Raw genomic sequence first — 18,591 nt, forward strand, 5'->3', positions numbered from 1 at the left:
TCCGTTAGGAAGGAGCCAATTCCGAGGGGGCCGCGGCATCAATACCGCCGAGCACACCCGAGCACATCAATCCCTTCAGTTATTAGGCACATTAGACTCATCAGCATATCAAACATCGTGTACATCAAACACCAAGCACCAAGCACCAAGTACACCAAGCACACCAAGCACACCAAGCACACCAAGCACACCAAGCACACCAAGCACACCAAGCATTCCAAACACTCCAGCCTTACCGTTTCCATCAACCCACCCGTCTCTAAACCTCACGAAGCTACGCTCCCCACCCCCGCTGAAAATTGAAGGACAAGGCCGACTGGCCTTGTCCTTTTTTGCATACCTAACTACCTAATGCCCCTCAAAAATGTGCTTTACAAGGGAATATAAGCTTCTCTTATAGTTTTTTAATACATTTCCAATAAAAGTGTTTGACAAGAAAACCCAGCGCATATAGAATACAATCATAGCATACTAAACAGGTAGGAATAATAAATAAAATAATGTTCTCACCGTACGGACGGAGGAACGCTCTACTTGCCTTGGCAGACACGTAGCAGTTCGGTCTGACCGTAGGGATAGGGCGTTTCTCTTTCTATTTTGCTAGGCAATTGACATGAGAATCAGTTGAGGCACATCGAGCATTTCTGCAGAAATAATATGACAGGTTTCTTAAAGAGAGATGGGGAGAGTGAGTAGTTATGAAAAAGGTGTTGAAGCAAGGGTTGATCGCAGGTCTCGTATTGGCTGTGTCGCTGGTTGCCGCGGCTTGCGGAAATTCGGGAAGCGGGGCCAAAGAGATCAGTCTGCTGAACGTATCCTACGATCCGACCCGGGAGCTGTATACCGAGTTCAACAAAGCATTTGCTGCTCATTGGGAGAAGGAGAAGGGCGAGAAGGTATCGATTAAGCAGTCGCATGGCGGATCAGGCAAGCAGGGCCGGGCGGTGATCGATGGTCTCGATGCGGATGTCGTTACGCTGGCTCTTGGTTATGACATCGACGCGATCCAGCAGGCCGGATTAATCAATGAAGGCTGGCAGCAGAAATACGAGCATAACAGCTCGCCATATACGTCGACGATCGTGTTCCTCGTTCGCAAGGGCAATCCGAAAGGCATCAAGGATTGGGATGATCTGGTCAAGGACGGGATCGAGGTCATTACGCCTAATCCGCAGACCTCCGGCGGAGCGCGCTGGAATTACCTTGCGGCATGGGGCTATGCCCTGCACCAGAACAACAATGACGAGGCCCAAGCTCAAGAGTTCGTAAAGAAGCTGTATGAGAATGTACCAGTACTGGACAGCGGTGCCCGCGGAGCAACCACGACATTTGTGGAGCGCGGACTCGGGGATGTGCTGCTGGCTTGGGAGAATGAGGCTTGGCTGTCCGTAGAGGAGCTTGGCCCGGATAAGTTCGACATCGTCTACCCGTCGGAAAGTATTTTGGCTGAACCGCCAGTAGCGGTAGTGGATAAAAATGCCGACAAAAAAGGCACCCGCGAAGTGGCCGAGGCATATTTGCAGTACCTGTATTCGGAGGAAGGCCAGACGATTGCAGCGGAGAATTATTACCGTCCTACGCTGGATAGTGTAATAAGCAAGTACAAAGATGCTTTCCCGGAAATCAAGCTGTTTACGATAGATGATGAATTTGGCGGATGGGCTGAGGCACAACAGAAGCATTTTAGCGACGGCGGCATATTCACGCAAATTTATGCGCCGAAATAAACCGACCATACAAACGGAGGGGCATTCCTGCGGTGATCGAGCGGGATGCAACGGATGGAAAGGATGAACCTGCATGCACAGTAGCACTTCAAAGCGCGGGGTGCTTCCCGGCTTCGGGATCACGATGGGTTACAGCGTACTATATATCAGTTTGGTCGTATTGATTCCGTTATCTGCGCTGCTGCTGAACTCTACGGGTCTAACCTGGGAGAAGTTCTGGGAGGTTGCGACAGATTCGCGCGTACTCGCTTCATATAAAGTCAGCTTCCTCACCGCGGCAGCGGCTGGACTGATTGATACTGCACTCGGTCTGCTGATCGCGTGGGTGCTTGTTCGATATGAATTTCCCGGCAAAGGATTGTTCGATGCGATGATTGATCTTCCTTTTGCTCTGCCTACTGCGGTTGCTGGAGTATCGCTGACGGCGATTTATTCGGCGAACGGCTGGATCGGCTCCTTGTTTGAACCCTTGGGGATCAGAATCGCCTTTACCCCGATCGGCATCACCCTGGCGCTGATGTTCATAGGGATTCCCTTTGTCGTCAGAACCGTTCAACCGGTGCTTCAGGAGCTGGATGCCGAGGTTGAGGAGGCGGCCTCCACGTTAGGTGCCAGCCGGTTCCGGACGTTCCGCTCCGTCGTTCTGCCGGAGCTGATTCCGCCGCTGATGACGGGATTTGCCTTAGCCTTCGCCCGGGGGATCGGGGAATATGGCTCAGTCGTCTTCATTTCCGGCAACATGCCGATGAAGACAGAGATCGCCCCGCTGCTCATCATGTCTAAGCTGGAGCAGTTCGATTACGCGGGGGCTACAGCCGTGGCTCTTATGCTCCTGATCATTTCTTTTGTACTGCTGCTGCTCATCAACTCTTTGCAGCGGAGAGTGCGCAAGACGGCGAAATAGCAGGGGCATAACCGCCCGCTGCCAATGTCTCATCGCTTTTACTGCCCAAGGCGTAATGCCATGATACGGGTCATATATGGGATGTATGGCGATGTTAGACGGCAAGGAATGTGAAACAGAATATCGATTTGATGATCAAGCGATGAAGCAATCCAGTGATGAAGCAATCCAAAGATTCAGCATTCAAGCGATCATCAAGCATCCAGTATTAGTATTCGGGGAGGTATCAGGAAATGGCTGGCTCTGTACCGCTATCTGCCAAGAAGCCATCCACGGTCAGGCAGCGCAAAGTGAATGAATCAAGCGCTGTAAAGTGGATTCTGATCGGTGCGGCAGTTTTGGTGCTGCTGTGGCTTATCGTACTGCCATTGGTTGTCGTTCTTAGCGAAGCCCTTAAGAAGGGCTGGGAAGTATATATTGAGGCCATCCGCGACCCGGATGCGCTGTCAGCCTTGAAGCTAACGCTTCTCGTCGCCGTTATCACCGTGCCGCTGAATACGATTTTTGGCGTCGCCGCGGCCTGGGCCGTGACGAAGTTCAAATTCCGCGGGAAGCAGCTGCTCGTCACGCTGATCGATTTGCCTTTTGCTGTATCTCCGGTAATCGGCGGTTTGATCTACGTTCTGGTGTACGGTGCCAACGGCTGGTTTGGCCCATGGCTCGAGGAGCATAATTTAAAAGTTATTTTCGCTCTGCCGGGAATTATTTTGGCTACCTTATTCGTGACCTTTCCCTTCGTTGCCCGCGAACTTATCCCGTTAATGGAGGATCAAGGACAGCAGGAGGAGGAGGCGGCGGTTATGCTGGGGGCACGGGGCTTCAAAGTCTTCTGGAAAGTAACGCTGCCGAACATCAAATGGGGTCTGCTGTACGGCATCATTTTGTGTAATGCAAGAGCGATGGGGGAATTTGGGGCCGTATCCGTCGTCTCCGGGCATATCCGGGGCGAGACCAACACGCTTCCCCTGCATGTGGAAATTTTGTATAACGAGTATCAGTTCTCGGCGTCGTTCGCCGTAGCTTCGTTGCTGCTGTTATTGGCGCTCGTGACCCTGATATTCAAAAGCTGGTTCACACGAAAAAGCCAGCATTAATGTTGTTTTTCATTAAACGGAATATTCACAGGCTGAATTGCCGAGGAGAGGGAGGCAGTAAGTATGGCAAAACCATTGAAGGTTGACGATGTATGGTTGGATCGGATTGCAGGATTGTTAGACGAGATGGAATTCGGGTCGCTCAACATTGTCGTCCATGAAGGACAGATTGTCCAGGTGGAGCGTACAGAGCGTAAACGGTACGAAATGGGAGCCTCCGGCGCTGCCAAGTCCTCCGGGGGCCAGCGGAATGCGGCCCGGCCCTTGCGTCAGTCAGGAACTAGATAAATAAATTATAGCGATATGAAAAAGAGACAACCCCGATTCCGGTGGCTTCGAGGTCGGCAGACCTCGGAGGACAGCAGATATCGGGGTTATTTTGCCTGCGTTCGCGAAACGGACGCATCATTCCGGCGAAGAGCTTTTGGACTCCGCTGCGGAATCCGTCTCAAGGCCGGGCAAATCCATAATTTGCTCCTGAAGCAAGGCTAATTCGTCTTCTTCGAAATAATGGCCCACGAAGGGGCGCGACTTGCGCGGCTTGCTGCGGCTGAAACGAAATCCAGACAGGAATAGTAGCAGCTGAAGTGCAAGAACATACGGTGCCCAGGCTAAACCTATGAAATGAAGCAAAGCAGCCAAACCGATCGCCACGGCTAGCCAGCGCTGCAGCAAAGAACTGGATGTCTCCCTGCGTCCGCCTCGGAGAAATGGATACACCACGATCAGCGAGAACAGGCAGGAGAGGAAGCGAGACCAGACATACAGCCCAGCCCAGCGTTCGTCCTGCATCTGACTCGCCTGGTCCAGCGAGCCCAGGAACCACAGAATCAAGATAAAGAGGCTCGCGGTAAAAGCAAACGGCAGCGCATGCTGGATCTGTTGCCAGACCGTCCAGCCCCAGCCCGGCTTCTCGGCGCGGCTCAGCAGCGCGCTGCGCTCGTCCATCAGGCGTTCGGTCTCGCGCTCAATCGTTCTAAGCAGCAGCGAGAGGCGCGTGCTGTCGCGTTCCTCCATCATATAAGCCGCGATTTGTGCGAGTAAATCTTCGGTGACATAGGGCGCGGCTTTGCAGGCCAGCAGCTTATCGACCAGCGCGGCATGCTCGGCTGAGGCCAGTCCGCGCTGGCTGCCCGCTTCCCGGAGGAGCGCTCCCGTGGCTGCGGTGTACAGCTCCAAGCTGCGGTGCAAGCGGTCAAGCCGAACATTGATCCGGTAGGCCGTTCTTCGCTTGGAAGCGGCATACTGCCACGCAAATATGACGACCGCCGGGGCTATAATTATGGCTGCCGGGGTATACAATTGAAGCCACGCGATCCAATCCCAGAGAACCACCCGTACCACCCTTTCGATATTCCTCATTCCACTATTGCATACGTCAGGTGCGTTTTTCAAGCGCCAGAATTGGAAAATAACGAAGCGCAATTTTTTTGCAAATCAAGAACCTCCTAAAGTGGGTATATAGAGAGCACTACCTTTCTTTTGGGGGGATTCACATGGTTATTGGAAAAATCGCGCTGAAAATATTTATCGGCTTCGTGGGGCTGTGGGTACTGACACGCCTGCTCGGAAAAAAGGAAATTTCCCAGCTTACGCCGTTCGATTTCGTTTCATCCGTCATGCTGAGCGACCTGGTCGGGGAGACGGTATATGACGAAGACATCAAATATTCGGAATTGATCTTTGCGTTGTTTTTATGGGGATTACTGTCCTTCGTATTTGAAAAAATATCGCAGAAGCTGAAGCGTGCCCGCGGCTTCCTGGATGGGAAGCCGTCCATCATCATCCGCGACGGCAAGGTGGATCTCCGGCATATGCGCCAAAACGGACTGGACTTCGATCAGCTGCGCATGCTGCTTAGACAGCATGAAGTCTTCTTCATAAGCGAGGTCGCTTATGCTATATTTGAACCTAACGGAACGCTAAGCGTGATGAAGAGGCCGCAGGAGGAAGCGATCAAGCGCAAGGACCTCGGCTTGGACACCTTCAATGAGAAAGCGCGCCTGTCTTACTGCCTGGTAGAGAACGGCGTGATCGACCGCACAAGCCTGCAAATGATCGGCAAAGACGAAGCCTGGCTGCAGCGGCTGCTGGAGAAGAGCGGTTATGAGCGGGTGGAGGACGTGGCCTATGCGGAGTGGAAGGAAGACGAGAACCTTTACGTGGTGCCGCAGCAGCGGAACAGAAGGGAGAATTAGAGTGGAGCGGGAGCAAGTTCGTGTAGTAAGGGAGATTCCGGATGCTGGAGATTATGCGGCCCTAAGAAGCCAAGCGGGTCTGAGCCCGCGGAGCGAGCAGGGAATCAGGGTCGGCTTGGGCAACTCTCTTTTTGCGGTATGTTTGTATGCTGGAAATGAGCTCATCGGCATGGGGAGAGTTGTAGGCGATGGAGGCTGTTTTCTGCAAATCGTGGATATCGCCGTGCGTCCGGATTATCAGGGGCAAGGGCTTGGAAGGCTCGTCATGGACGAGATCATGGCCTATCTGGCCAGAGAGGCGCCGCCGGAAGCCTATGTCAGCCTCATCGCCGATCAGCCGGCAGACAGGCTGTATTTAAAATATGGCTTCCAATACACGGCCCCGGCGTCTCTCGGGATGTATTTGAGGATATCACAATAGCGCAGCATGAGCTGAGCTTGTTGCATGATCCCCTGAACTGATAAATAAAGGAGATGTCTGTTTGACTGCCACTGTCATTGAAATTTTGTTGATTGCTGTCCTGGCCGGAATTGTAGGCTCCATTCTCGGTCTAGGCGGTGGAATCGTCGTTACTCCGGCACTGACACTGCTGTTCGGAGTGGAAATCAACCACGCGATCGGAGCCAGTCTGATTTCGGTTATCGCGACTTCCAGCGGCTCGGCCGTAGCCTACATAAGAGACCGAATTACGAATGTGAGGGTAGGCATGTTCCTGGAAATTGCCACGACGGTAGGGGCGATTACGGGAGCGTTCCTCGCGGCGTTAATTGCGCCGAATTTCTTGTATTACATTTTTGCCCTGCTGCTATTGTATTCGGCTTATGCGATGGTGAAGAAGGGCAAGGAGGAAATCCCCGTGAACGTCCCGCAGCATCCCGTGGCAGAGAAGCTGGGGCTTGGCGGAGAGTACTATGATAAAGCGCTTGGCAAAAATATTACCTATAACGTGGACCGGGTATACGAAGGTTTTGGCGTCATGTACGGCGCGGGCGTAGTATCCGGACTGCTCGGCATCGGCAGCGGAAGCTTCAAGGTGATGGCGATGGACGTTTTTATGAAAATGCCGCTCAAAGTATCCACGGCGACGAGCAACTTCATGATGGGCGTTACCGCCGCGGCTAGTGCGGGAATCTATTTTCTTCGCGGCGATATCATTCCTGTCATTTCGGCCCCGGTGGCTCTCGGTGTGTTGATCGGGGCGACAATCGGAGCCAGGATCATGCAGCGGCTGAAAAGCAAAACGATCCGCAAGCTATTCATTCCGATCATGATCTATGTAGCCTGTCAAATGATCTACCAAGGATGGGGGGCGTAACCTATGGCTGAGCAACAACAAGCAAGCCGTCAGGATCGGGCGGCGGAGGTCGAAATCGCCATTAGCAAAATGCTGCGAATCGGCATCGTGCTGGCCGGCCTCGTGATCGTCGTCGGCTTGGTCCTCTTTCTCGTTACCGGGGACAGCGGTTATCCCGGGGATACCTTCCCGACGAGCCTGCCGGAAATTTTGCGCGGTATGGTGGAGCTGAAGTCCGTAGCCATTATCGAGGCTGGCTTGATCCTGCTTATCCTGACCCCGGTGTTCCGCGTCTTCGTCTCTATGTTCGCGTTTATCCATGAGAAGGACTACCGCTTCGTGCTGATTTCGATTCTCGTGCTGGTCATCCTGGCCCTCAGTTTTGCGCTTGGCAAGGTTGGAGTCTAGTTTGGGCTGGAGCAGCTTAGCCTGACCTAGCGCAGGGCTTAACTTTTGGCTAGCACAGCTTAACTTCCTGATCCAGCATGGCTGCACATGTTGGCCTGGAGCAGTTTAGCTTCTTAATCCAGTTACCTTAAACCTAAAGCAGTTTCACTTGATGGTGCAGCACAGCTATAGTTTTATGCACACCAGCTTTACGCATACACACTCGCTTTATGCACAAAGCCTCTTCCGCTAAGCAGGAGACTGACTTTTTCTCGCAATTGAGGGCGTGGTCAGCTCCTATGCGCCTGGAAGAGGCCCTTTTTGTCGTCTGGGGTTGCCTGCGACGTTTGAGCCGAGGCGCTTTGTGATAATTATAATAGAAAGCATCATCAAAACCAGAAGAGAGAAGGCGTTTGAAATGAAAATCGTCATTTACGGCAGTACGGGCACGATTGGCAAAGCCATTTTGGCGGAAGCGCTGCGGCGAGGACATGAAGTGACCGCAGTCGTTCGCAATACATCCAAGCTTGAGGCTGAGTCGGGGCAGGAGCGGCTTCATTTGCTGACCGGAGATATTTTGATGCCGGAGTCGATTGCACAGGCAGTGGAGGGGAAGGACCTTGTCATTAGCGCTTACGGCCCGCAGTTTGGAGAGGAGGACGAGCTCCCGGAAGCAGCCCGTTCTTTGGTGGAGGGTGTAAAGCGGGGAGGCGTCCGCCGTTTGATCGTCGTGGGCGGAGCCGGGGGATTGGAAACGGAATCCGGCGTTCAATTGATGGATACCCCGGAATTTCCGGAGGAAATCCGGCCTTTGGCCAGAGCGCATGAGGAAGCCTATCACGTCTACAAAGCCTCCGATCTGCTGTGGACGGTTTTAAGTCCAGCAGCTGTCATTGAGCCGGGCAAACGCACAGGGCAATTCCGGATTGGCATTAACCGTTTAGTTACGGACGAAAGGGATCAGAGCCATATTTCCGTAGAGGACTATGCAGTGGCTTTGCTGGATGAAGCTGAAGATCCGCAGTTCCCTGAGGCGAGATTTACGGTTGCATATTAGTTCAAACCAGTAGTATAAAATTAATTCTATTAATTAAAGCGTCTGCTGATGTGAGTGTTCGGATTGGCAGGAAGGCATTGGCATACTTAAGATGTAAGCAGCAGGATGTTGATGGCAGGCCTGGATGGACAGTAACAAAGCACGGATATTGAGGGCAGAACTAGATGATCGGTAACAAAGCCGGATATTGCGGACAAGCCTATGATGAACAGCAATAAAGCAGGATGTAGCTGGGCTGGGCATGGCTAAGATGAATAGCAATGATGTTGCTGGATTGATTATGATCAAAAGCAATAAGGCAGGTTAGCAGGCAGGGGGGGGACAATGCAGCTGGTAACTTCGGAACAGATGAGGGAGATCGATCAGTACACGATAAATATGCTGGGCATTCCGGCGATGGTTTTAATGGAAAACGCCGGACGGGCCATCGCTGAGGAGGTGCTGGCTTATTGCCGGGCCAACAGCCTGCGTACAACCGATGGCCGCCAACCGGCGCAGTGTCACGCATGGGGGAGGAACTGGCAGAAACACCCGTCGGACGCCAAGGATGGTGCCTGGCAAGCTATCCAAGCGACCCGGGAGGTGATCCGCTCGGATGCAGGCGATAGAGAGGCGCTGGCCGGGGAATGTTGGCTAATCCTGATTGGCAAAGGCAACAACGGGGGTGACGGGCTAGTCTGTGCCCGTCACTTGGCGGACGCGGGCCTTGGCGTCCGCCTGCTGTATGCGGAGCCGCCGGAATCGCTTCGCGGGGATGCGGCGGCACAGCACGCGATCGCGGAAAGGCTGGGCCTGCCGCGATCGGTATACACGCCCGGTGAGGCCGGGACTTTCTCCGGCTGCACCGGGATCGTGGACGCGCTGCTCGGCACGGGCGCGAAAGGGGCTCCGCGAGGGGCTTACGCTTCCCTGATCCGCGAAGCGAATGGAAGCGGTCTGCCGATTATCGCGGCAGACATCCCGAGCGGCCTCGACGCCGATACGGGCAGCCTGCACGACCCGTGCATCCGGGCCCGGAAGACAGTTAGCCTGGCCTTTATGAAGGCGGGGCTGACCCAATATCCGGGAGCGGAGGCGTCTGGTGAGGTCGTGGTGCGCTATATCGGCATCCCGGCTGCATTGCCTCCGCATGTGCCCGGGGCAGGGCAGCTGCTGACCGAGGCCTCGCTGCAGGGCGGGCTCGGCGTCAGCGTGGACCGTACCCGCCAGGCGGACGGCCACAAGGGCACATACGGGCACGTGCTGCTGGCCGCGGGCAGCCTGCCGATGAGCGGCGCGGGGCTGCTCTCGGCCAAGGCCGCGCTGCGCGCCGGCTGCGGTCTGGCCACGTGGGCGCTGCCCGCGGCGCTGCAGCCGCACACGGCAGGCGCCGTGCCCGAGCTCATGACCGCCCCGGTTCCCGATGACGGGAACGGGGCGTGGAGCGAGGCCGCCGCAGACGAAGTGCTGCGGCTCATGCAGGCGCGCGATGTGCTCGCCGTCGGCCCGGGGCTTGGCCGCTTCCCGGGCGAGGCGGGCTTCCTGCGCGCCCTGTGGGAGGGCATCCCCCGTCCGCTTGTCGTGGACGCGGATGCCCTGAACATCCTCGCTGCGGCCGGAGGCCTGGCAGCGTGGCAGCGCCGGGACGCGGCGACGGTGCTGACGCCGCATCCCGGCGAAATGGCCCGGCTCGCCGGGCTGAGCACGGCCGAGGTCCAGCGGGACCGCCTCGGCCTGGCGCGCCGCTTCGCCGTGCAGCATGGCGTGACGCTGGTGCTCAAAGGGGCCCGCACGGTCGTTGCGGACCCTGACGGCAGCGTCTACGTCAACACCACCGGTCACCCCGGGATGGCGACCGGAGGAAGCGGCGATGTGCTCACTGGCATCATCGCCTCGCTGCTGGCCCAAGGCCTGAGCGCAATTCAAGCCGCTGCGCTGGGCGTTTACCTGCACGGCCTGGCCGGAGAGCGCGCCGCTTCGGCGCGATGGACATCCGGCTCCCTGCTTGCCGGAGACATCATCGAGGCGCTGTAGCGCTTGATATGCAGGGCGAGAGGCATTGCACCGCAAGAGCAGTTCATCGGCATATGGGCGACAGCTATCCAAGCATGCCCCGGACCTGCTTCGTGCGCACAGGGAATTGTGCTCACGAACCTGTAATCTGCCGCCATAAGCGGAATCACCGGCTCCCGGCACGCAGGAAAAGCTAGCCACCCGCCGTTAAAGCGGTCAACCAGGGAAATGCCGCTGCTCTATGTCGTAACCATTGCTCCGCCGTTTACATGGACGACTTCTCCGGTAACGAAGCTGGAATCACTGCTGGCGAGGTATACATAGGCGGGAGCCAGCTCATACGGCTGAGCCGCACGTCCGATAGGCGCATCCGTACCGAAGACGGCAACCTCCTCTGCGCTGAAGCTGGAGGCAATAAGCGGCGTCCAGGTCGAGCCCGGCGCCACGGCGTTGACGCGAATGCCGCAGTCGATCAGCGAGAGCGACAGTGACCGGGTGAACGAGACGATCGCTCCTTTGGTCGATGAATAATCGATCAATGTCTTATGTCCTTGATAGGCCGTGATGGAGGCAGTGTTAATAATCGAGCTGCCTCGGCATAAATGGGGCAATGCGGCCTGAACCATGAAGAAAAACGGAAAAATATTCGTTTGAAAAGTCTGATAAAGCTGCTGCTCTGAAATATCAGCGATGCTTTGCTGAGGGTATTGTACGCCGTGGTTGTTGACCAGAATGTCGAGTCTGCCAAAGGTGGAAATCGTTTCGCGGACGACGGCTTCGCAGTTTTGCTTGAACCGCAGATCGATTTTGATAGGGAGGCAGCATTGGCCAAGCTCTTCAACACGGGCTTTGGTCTCCAGGGCGTCCGATGTTTCCCATAAATAAGGGATGACGACGTCCGCTCCTTCTTTGGCAAAAGCGATTGCGACCGCCCGGCCGATGCCGCTGTCTCCGCCAGTGATAATGGCGACCTTGCCTTTCAGCTTGCAGCTCCCGCGATAGTTTGGATTTTCCGAGATCGGACGGGGATGCATTAAGCTTTCCAGGCCAGGCTGATGCGGCTGATGCTGGGGCGGGAAGGCGATGGGCTGTTCTTTGCATACGGTTTTCTTGGCATAATACGGGTAAACGGGATTGCCGCTGTCTCCTGGATAAGGATGCATGTGCTGCCCTGCCGTCATGGGAAGCTCATGATCTGCGGGATGTGCCATATGCTTGTGGCCGTGCGCCGCGATTGGGGCATTTGGGTGCATCGGGAAAGCCGGGGTTACCGGGGGTTCCGGGCTTGCCGGGCTTACTGGGTTTATTGGGTTTATTGGGTTTATTGAATTCATTGGGTGCATTGAGTGCATTGAATGTATTGAATGCATTGAATGCGCGGAGTGCATGGAACTCATTGGATTCATCGGGTTCAACTGCAAAACCTCCAAAAATTAATCATAATAATTCTTCTGGAGTATGAGTATGCATATGCCTAGGCAAGGGTGCCGATAATTGACTTTGGACGAAAATATTGATAGCATTTTTAGTAAAGTAGAGTTGTTCGGTCGGAATTTAATCAATGGAAGCTCACACTGCAAACGGCAGGATTAGATCACAACGGAAAAATTAGCTATGATAGAATTTAGCTGATAGTATGTAGCGAACGACAATAAACCTAAGTAAAGGAGAATATAGATATGCCAAAGGTAACGATTATTAATGGCAGTCCTACGCCCGGCTCCCGTCTGACGGCGATGATCGAGCTGGCGGATGAACTGCTGCGGAAGCAGGATTTCGAAGTGAATCATGTGAATGTGGGCGAGCTTCCTCCGGAAGATCTCATCCATACGAAGTTTGAGAGCGAGGCGATCGTCAAGGCGAACGGTCTTGTGGCCGAAGCGGATGCCGTCATTATCGCCAGTCCGGTGTACAAGGCCTCCTACACTGGAGTGTTGAAGACCTTCCTGGATCTTGTCCCGCAAAAGGGCCTGGCCGGCAAAATCATCCTGCCGCTCTTTATTGGCGGAAGCCTTGCGCACCTGCTGTCGATCGACTACTCGCTTAAGCCGGTGTTATCAGCGCTTGGAGCGCGCCATATTCTGGGCGGGGTATACGCGGTAGATGCTTATATCGCCCGTACGGATCAAGGCGGCTTCGATGTCAGTGAGGAACTGGTTACACGCCTGGAGGATAACGTGGCCGAACTGGTCGAGGAGACCAAACGGCGCATCCAATATGCGGCCCTAAAGTAATTTCAGCAAGCTAAAGTTAAAAAGCTCTAAATCATTCGTAATGAACGATTTAGAGCTTTTTTGAGTTTGTTGGAACCGCAAAATGATGCAATAGTGCAAAATTTTTTATTTAGGGTCGCTCATGATCCGGTTTCTTGGAAACCACTGAATTCAGGGTGATTCCAAAGAAACTGGGCGAGTAACTTGTACCGCTGGAAAATCAAAACTAAATGTATTTTATACAGCTAGTTAAGCTCTTTTATCAAAAAAACATGCGCTAAATGCAAAACATGCAGTTAGTTTGCGAGAATGGAGCGAATTCGTCGAAATCACTTAAAACTAAATGTAGGATTTGCAGTTAGTTCCCTTTAACACGGCTAAAGTCGATGAACTAACTGTATGAATTACATCTAGTTACCTGCTGATCCTGGCCATCTAAGTAAAATCAGCACAGCCACAATCTGTGTCCTGACCAACCTAGGAACAGTCATACAATCACAATTTGCGTCCTCATCAACCTAGGAACAGTCGAAAAATCAGCAGTTTTATTTACTGGAAAGACACCAGTTCAATTAAGTAAGGGGCTACTGAGGCTACCGCACCATACATCTAAGGGACCGTGAGATTATCCAGTATTCTTCTAAGGATTTCATTCGCATTTCTCGTATCGAAGTTATTGAGTCCGTGAGGCCCTCACAGTATCCTCCACCGCTTTCAACCCATAGAGAGCAAAGTTTGGATTCGAAGAATACCTGCACTTTTGCATTTACTTTATCAGAAAAGAAAGAAACCCTCTTATTGACTCACGGACTCCACCTTGACGACGGGGATGCGAATGAATCGTCCCGCAGGCTGGCCTACGATGATAGAATCATCAGGCGAGCTGGTGTACTGCTCTTCGGTTGTCCCGTTCTCCTGGGATTCCATATAATGCTCGGTGTAATGCGTGAAGCGTCCGGTGACCGTGGCTTCTCCTTCGTAGAAGGTGAAATCGCCCTGCAGCATGACATAGCTATTCTGGCCGAAGGCGAGCACTTCTCCGGTCCCTGGGGAAGTGACGGTGCTGGTGAAACGGACAAGCGCGCCGGGATAAAGGGCGACGTCGTCGGCGGAAATATCTACGTATCTCTGCTTGACTCCGGTAAACTCAAAGTGATCGCCGTAACGGACATAGATGGCCGTCTCACCCTCGCCTTCACCGTGCGGATTCAGGACATGAAGCGTACCGTCATTTTGAACAATCAAGTCGTCTGCTTCAAACGAAAACAATAGCTGGATGCGATCCTCCAGCACTTCGAAGGCCATATACGACGCCTCGCGCGCAGCCGAATCTGCCTCGATGACCACTACAGGGATGCTCGAGGTGCTCAGAACCGGGTCAATGCGCAGGCTGTGGATTTGCGCATGGACGGATACGTCGCGATTCGATAAGATCTGCACGCTTTCCTCGCTGTTCATCCGGCCAAAAAACAACTGGTTGCCCGCATCGGTCGCAGCGACGTAAACGTTCGAGCCGAACTTTTTCGTACCACCCGCGACATGCTTATAGCCCTCCCCGTCGCCGGAAGCCGGCAGAAGCCGCACCGGCTCGGCGGCTACCCAGGCCAACTCGGTCGCACGGATTTCCGCCTTCGTATCCTGGTAATTGCCGAGCGCCCTATACAGGTCGATCGCTTCCTGATAATTTCCGCTGGCTGTGCTTTTTTTGGCGGAGTGGAGCAGCTTGGCGATCCCGTCCTTGGCATAAGCCAGCACCTTGGAACGCGGGTTAGCGGAGCTGGCGAACGACTCAAACTGCCGGGAATGCAGGGCAAAGGCGGCGTAGTCCTTGTTGTCCCAATCTTGTTTCAGCAGGGAATCCATTAATTCGTTCGTCTTGGCTATCACCCACGGCGCGTCGTGCTCATGGGTCTCATATTGCTTCACCATGGATGAAGCGTTCTGCAGCATGGCCTCGATATAACCGCTTGCTGTGATCCGCTCCAGCTTGGTTTCATCATATCGCTGAAATACCGCATTCAACTGATCGAGCCATTCCTGCTCCGTTCCGAAGAAGTGGGCGGGCATGCGCAGCAGCTTCCATTTGAACGATTCATCGTCATAATGGCCATTATCTAAATTACGCTCTGGCTCTTCCAGCAGGGCTGTGCGGAATTGTTTGAAATAATCCATGAAGCTTTGCGAAATGCCATATTGTTCAGAGACCTGCTTATAGTATTCGCTGTAAGGCCCTTCGGGCGTCATGTAGCTGCTGCGGACCTGCTGAAGGCCGGCATAGGCGTCCATCAGGCGCTCGAAATCATCTCCCCGGGCCGCCGCGGATGCTTGACCCAGGATGCCGGACAGGCTTTCCTTCATAGCCGTGATCGGCGCCAGCTCTTCCAGCCGGGAGGCGATGAACTCTTCTTTGTAGCGAATGGTTTTATTGCTCCGCGCTTTCTGGTATAAAGTTTCGGCGTCGATCAGATTTTGCTCCTCATACAGAGCATCCGCTTGATCGATTGTGCTGAGCTTCTGGGAAATTCCTATTCCTTTGTATATCAGCAGCGGAATCATTAATACACATAATACAATGAGCAGATGATGCAGGGTTAACCATTTTTTATACGTCATGGATGTTAGACCTCGGCTTTATTTGTTGAAAATCGGCATCCCACTGGTATTTCTCCTCATAGATCCGCGCCGTCTCCGCTTGGAGAGCGCCCCAGTTCAAGTCCGGATTCTCTGTGACGATGCGGTACAGCCGGAGGAACCGGTCCTTGGGCAGCTTACGGGCATAACGGGCCAGGAATCCGGAATAGGCCAGCACATAGCGTTTCATTCGTACTGCTGCGCCAGCTACTCCGGCAAGAATGTCATCCCCGTCCTTCATCGCCGTAATTTGCTGCTCATATTTAATGACATATTGGAAGGTGCGGTCTTTGATGAGCTCCCGCTTGATTTTGGCCAGCTCGCCGATATAGGAAGCCAGCTCGGGGTCGAAGTCCTCGAGCAGCAGCGGCTCCAGCTCAAGATCCATATCCTTGCGCAGCACAAGGGATTGCAGCAGGAGAATTTGCAGCTTGCGGATATGGTCGTTGCGAATGATGACAGCGACTTCGCGCATCAATTCATAGGAGCGCGCCTCGTTTTCCTGCGCGGCTGCGATATCCAGATTGCGTACGAGGCCGTTTGCGATGCGGTCCCGGTCGCGGACGAACATTTTGCTCAGCTCGATAGAGGTCCGGCTCGGCAGCGCCTTGCGCCTTACGAATAAGAGAAGAGCCATCAGCGCAGCCCCGGAGACCGCCGAAATGGCGATAAACTGAAAGGTCGGGCTAAATGCGACTGCAATCAGCGTCAGCAGCAGAGTGAGCAGCAGATCATTGCTCAAGGAGCGCTTCGCCGCTCGCAGCGCCAGCTCCTGAATGGGAAGCAGCGCCGGTTTGCCGCAGGTCGTGCAATTCTCCTCCATAAGTACGGTATAGTTATGGCAATTTTTGCAGCATCTTAACTTTTCATAGGCATATTTCGTTTTTATTGGAGGGCGCAGTACAATATTTTTCTTTTTCATGGCACTCTCTCTTCATGGTTGATAAGCTGCAGCAATTGGGCGTCAAGCTCCTGGGGAGCGATGATACGATCTCTGCGCGTGTAATAGAGCACGGACTTTACAATGGCAAACAGAAACAAAAGGGTCAGGCATCCGTATGTAACCATATGCGGCTTCCTTTCGTAATTGAATTATGAAGGTATTAATTATATCATATGGACAGCGATCGACTTGGTAGATTTTGACGAAACATAGGGATGAATATTTTCAACCTCTTAACCTTTTTTTAAGGAATATTGATTACAATAGATAAAGCTCTAGTACAATTATACTACCTGAAACCAGAATAAAGGAGCACGATTATGCAGAAGCGTAATAAGCAGTCTTTACGTATATTAACGGCTTTTATGGTCTTTTGGTTACTCGTTACTACGCTGGGCTCCGAGATATACGGAGCGGCGCCGGCCGCGCAGGGGAGCCAGCCCGGCTCGCGAATCGACGCGGTGCTCGTCATTGACGTCAGCAACTCTATGAAGACGAGCGACTCGAATAAAGTCGGCAATGAAGCGATGAAGATGTTCATCGATATGCTGTCCGCGCAGGGGGATAAGGTAGGCATTATCGCCTATACGGACAAAGTCCAGCGGGAGAAGGCGCTGCTTGAGATCAAGACCCCCGAGGATAAGCAGGATTTGAAGGATTTCATCGATGGCCTCGACAGGGGGCCATACACCGATATCGCAGTGGGCATCAAGGAAGCGGTCAAGGTACTGCAAAAAGGCTCCGACCCGAACCACGAGCCAATGATCGTCCTGCTTGCGGACGGCAACAATGATTTCAACAAAAGCTCCGGGCGCACGCAGAGCGCATCCGACCAGGAGCTGAAACAAGCGGTCGAGGAAGCAAAGGCAGCCGGCATTCCGATCTATACGATCGGGCTGAATGCTGACGGCAAGCTGAACAAGGCGCCGCTGGAGGATCTTGCGAACCAGACGGCCGCCAAGTCCTTCTCGACCAGCACGGCGGATGATCTTCCGGGCATCCTTAGCGAAATATTCGCCAGCCATCTGAAGCTGAAGATCGTGCCGATCCAGAGCATGACGGGGACCGGCAGCTTCCAGGAGGTTACGGTCAACGTACCGAATGCGAACGTGCTCGAAGCGAACATATCGATCATGTCGGCGCAGCCCGTCGAGACGGAGCTGGTGAATCCTGCCGGGGATAAAATAGCAGTGCCGTCGGACGATGTGCTGCTGTCGAAGTCGAAGAGCTATTCCCTCATTAAGCTGCTGAGTCCGGCCGAGGGCGATTGGAAGCTGCGGGTCAAGGGGGCGTCCAAGGATAAAATCGACATTAACCTCGTCTTCAACTACGACCTGGAGCTGGAGATGGAGCCAATTGCGGCGGGAAGCCATAAGCCCGGCGACAAGGTGCAGATCGGAGCGTATCTGACGAGCAACGGCCAGAAGCTGCAAACCGCCGATCTGTACAAGAACATGAACGCCGTGCTGCTTGCGAAGGATCTGGACAGCGGCAAGACGGAGGAAGTCAAGCTCAACAACACGGGCGATAAATTCGAGGGAACGTTCGAAATTCCCGAAGCCCATGATTATGAGCTGAAGGTGCGCGCCGAGGAGCGCAGCTTCTACCGGGAGTCTGAGCCGGTAACGATCAGCGCCAAAGCTGCATCCGGAGGAGCGGCGGCGACCAAGCCGGCAACGCCAGCGGCCCCGGAGGAAGAGAAGCCGTTTCCGTGGCTTACCGTCGTCATCTCGGCCATAGCCGCAGCTGTTCTTGCAGCGGCCGCTTACTTCATTACTGCAGCCGTGAAGAAAGCGAACCGCGGCTTCGTCGGACAAATCGTCATCGAAATCCGCGATGAGAATACACACGAGAAGTCGTTCCCGCAATATAAGAAATTGACCGCCTTCAAGGGCAAGTTCAATTTGCATCAGCTGCTGCAGCTTGCGCCGGAGCTGAAGGAGACGGAGAAAGTCGTCTTTACCCCGGCGAAGGGAGACCGGATCATGCTGCGCAACGGTTCAGACGCTCCGGTCGAGAAATCCGGACGGGTTGTGGATGCGAGCGCGGGACTGGAGCTGAAGAGCGGAGACCGGATTACGCTGCCGCTGCAGCATATGGATAAGACGATTTTCATAGAGTACCTGGTATAAATTTGAGGAGGAAACGTA

19 protein-coding genes are annotated in these 18,591 nt (G+C 54.0%); 13 read left to right on the forward strand and 6 right to left on the reverse strand.

Annotated elements, in window-relative coordinates; translation table 11 throughout:
* Window positions 1-108: 108 nt before the first annotated feature.
* Entirely contained in the window at window positions 109-270 is a 162-nt protein-coding gene (locus tag GNP95_RS15430) for a hypothetical protein (protein ID WP_155611770.1), read from the reverse strand.
* 428 nt (window positions 271-698) lie between these two features.
* Between GNP95_RS15430 and GNP95_RS15435 the strand changes: the two genes are divergently transcribed.
* From GNP95_RS15435 to GNP95_RS15455, 5 genes are all read left to right on the forward strand, one after another.
* Window positions 699-1,727 (forward strand): sulfate ABC transporter substrate-binding protein, encoded by a 1,029-nt coding sequence (locus GNP95_RS15435; protein ID WP_155611771.1) that lies wholly within the window; start codon window positions 699-701, stop codon window positions 1,725-1,727.
* Between the two features lie 73 nt (window positions 1,728-1,800).
* Window positions 1,801-2,631, forward strand: a complete 831-nt coding sequence (cysT, locus tag GNP95_RS15440; RefSeq protein WP_155611772.1) for a sulfate ABC transporter permease subunit CysT — start codon at window positions 1,801-1,803, stop codon at window positions 2,629-2,631.
* An 85-nt stretch (window positions 2,632-2,716) separates the two neighbouring features.
* A complete protein-coding gene (locus GNP95_RS15445) occupies window positions 2,717-2,929 on the forward strand; it encodes a hypothetical protein (protein ID WP_230873853.1) in 213 nt (70 codons plus the stop codon).
* The gene (gene cysW / locus GNP95_RS15450; RefSeq protein WP_155611774.1) at window positions 2,865-3,725 is read left to right on the forward strand and encodes a sulfate ABC transporter permease subunit CysW; all 861 of its coding nucleotides are present in this window, start codon (window positions 2,865-2,867) and stop codon (window positions 3,723-3,725) included. The genes GNP95_RS15445 and cysW overlap by 65 nt, the downstream gene beginning before the upstream one ends.
* A gap of 63 nt (window positions 3,726-3,788) precedes the next feature.
* A complete protein-coding gene (locus tag GNP95_RS15455) occupies window positions 3,789-4,013 on the forward strand; it encodes a YezD family protein (RefSeq protein ID WP_155611775.1) in 225 nt (74 codons plus the stop codon).
* A 117-nt stretch (window positions 4,014-4,130) separates the two neighbouring features.
* Here GNP95_RS15455 and GNP95_RS15460 read toward each other — a convergent pair whose 3' ends face one another.
* On the reverse strand, window positions 4,131-5,069 hold the full coding sequence (locus tag GNP95_RS15460; RefSeq protein WP_230873854.1) for a hypothetical protein: 939 nt from the start codon (window positions 5,067-5,069) through the stop codon (window positions 4,131-4,133).
* A gap of 152 nt (window positions 5,070-5,221) precedes the next feature.
* Between GNP95_RS15460 and GNP95_RS15465 the strand changes: the two genes are divergently transcribed.
* The 6 genes from GNP95_RS15465 (at window position 5,222) to GNP95_RS15490 (ending at window position 10,675) form a co-directional block, all read left to right on the forward strand.
* Window positions 5,222-5,923 carry a DUF421 domain-containing protein gene (locus GNP95_RS15465; protein ID WP_155611777.1) on the forward strand — a complete coding sequence of 234 codons (702 nt, stop codon included), beginning with the start codon at window positions 5,222-5,224 and terminating at the stop codon, window positions 5,921-5,923.
* Between the two features lies 1 nt (window position 5,924).
* Window positions 5,925-6,344, forward strand: a complete 420-nt coding sequence (locus tag GNP95_RS15470; RefSeq protein WP_330163463.1) for a GNAT family N-acetyltransferase — start codon at window positions 5,925-5,927, stop codon at window positions 6,342-6,344.
* 61 nt (window positions 6,345-6,405) lie between these two features.
* Entirely contained in the window at window positions 6,406-7,239 is an 834-nt protein-coding gene (locus GNP95_RS15475) for a sulfite exporter TauE/SafE family protein (RefSeq protein ID WP_155611778.1), read from the forward strand.
* A 3-nt stretch (window positions 7,240-7,242) separates the two neighbouring features.
* Window positions 7,243-7,626 (forward strand): DUF1634 domain-containing protein, encoded by a 384-nt coding sequence (locus GNP95_RS15480; RefSeq protein ID WP_155611779.1) that lies wholly within the window; start codon window positions 7,243-7,245, stop codon window positions 7,624-7,626.
* Between the two features lie 397 nt (window positions 7,627-8,023).
* On the forward strand, window positions 8,024-8,662 hold the full coding sequence (locus GNP95_RS15485; RefSeq protein ID WP_155611780.1) for an NAD(P)-dependent oxidoreductase: 639 nt from the start codon (window positions 8,024-8,026) through the stop codon (window positions 8,660-8,662).
* Window positions 8,663-8,986: 324 nt separating this feature from the next.
* Window positions 8,987-10,675, forward strand: coding sequence for an NAD(P)H-hydrate dehydratase (locus tag GNP95_RS15490; RefSeq protein ID WP_155611781.1), 1,689 nt, complete (start codon window positions 8,987-8,989; stop codon window positions 10,673-10,675).
* A gap of 218 nt (window positions 10,676-10,893) precedes the next feature.
* On the opposite strand, the gene GNP95_RS15495 is transcribed toward GNP95_RS15490, so the two are convergent.
* The gene (locus GNP95_RS15495; protein WP_155611950.1) at window positions 10,894-11,817 is read right to left on the reverse strand and encodes an SDR family oxidoreductase; all 924 of its coding nucleotides are present in this window, start codon (window positions 11,815-11,817) and stop codon (window positions 10,894-10,896) included.
* Window positions 11,818-12,333: 516 nt separating this feature from the next.
* Here GNP95_RS15495 and ssuE point away from each other — a divergent pair.
* A complete protein-coding gene (gene ssuE, locus GNP95_RS15500) occupies window positions 12,334-12,888 on the forward strand; it encodes an NADPH-dependent FMN reductase (protein ID WP_155611782.1) in 555 nt (184 codons plus the stop codon).
* 774 nt (window positions 12,889-13,662) lie between these two features.
* On the opposite strand, the gene GNP95_RS15505 is transcribed toward ssuE, so the two are convergent.
* From GNP95_RS15505 to GNP95_RS25810, 3 genes are read right to left on the reverse strand one after another with little or no spacing between them, the layout of a single operon-like run.
* Window positions 13,663-15,480, reverse strand: a complete 1,818-nt coding sequence (locus GNP95_RS15505; RefSeq protein ID WP_155611783.1) for a hypothetical protein — start codon at window positions 15,478-15,480, stop codon at window positions 13,663-13,665.
* Entirely contained in the window at window positions 15,470-16,420 is a 951-nt protein-coding gene (locus tag GNP95_RS15510; RefSeq protein ID WP_230873855.1) for a hypothetical protein, read from the reverse strand. Before GNP95_RS15510 ends, GNP95_RS15505 begins: the two co-directional genes overlap by 11 nt.
* Window positions 16,417-16,566 carry a hypothetical protein gene (locus GNP95_RS25810; RefSeq protein ID WP_196427202.1) on the reverse strand — a complete coding sequence of 50 codons (150 nt, stop codon included), beginning with the start codon at window positions 16,564-16,566 and terminating at the stop codon, window positions 16,417-16,419. The genes GNP95_RS15510 and GNP95_RS25810 overlap by 4 nt, the downstream gene beginning before the upstream one ends.
* 195 nt (window positions 16,567-16,761) lie before the next feature.
* Between GNP95_RS25810 and GNP95_RS15515 the strand changes: the two genes are divergently transcribed.
* The gene (locus GNP95_RS15515; protein ID WP_155611784.1) at window positions 16,762-18,573 is read left to right on the forward strand and encodes a VWA domain-containing protein; all 1,812 of its coding nucleotides are present in this window, start codon (window positions 16,762-16,764) and stop codon (window positions 18,571-18,573) included.
* Window positions 18,574-18,591 lie beyond the last annotated feature (18 nt).

It is taken from the genome of Paenibacillus woosongensis (genome assembly GCF_009725165.1).
In the GTDB taxonomy this organism is placed as follows: Bacteria; Bacillota; Bacilli; order Paenibacillales; family Paenibacillaceae; genus Fontibacillus; species Fontibacillus woosongensis.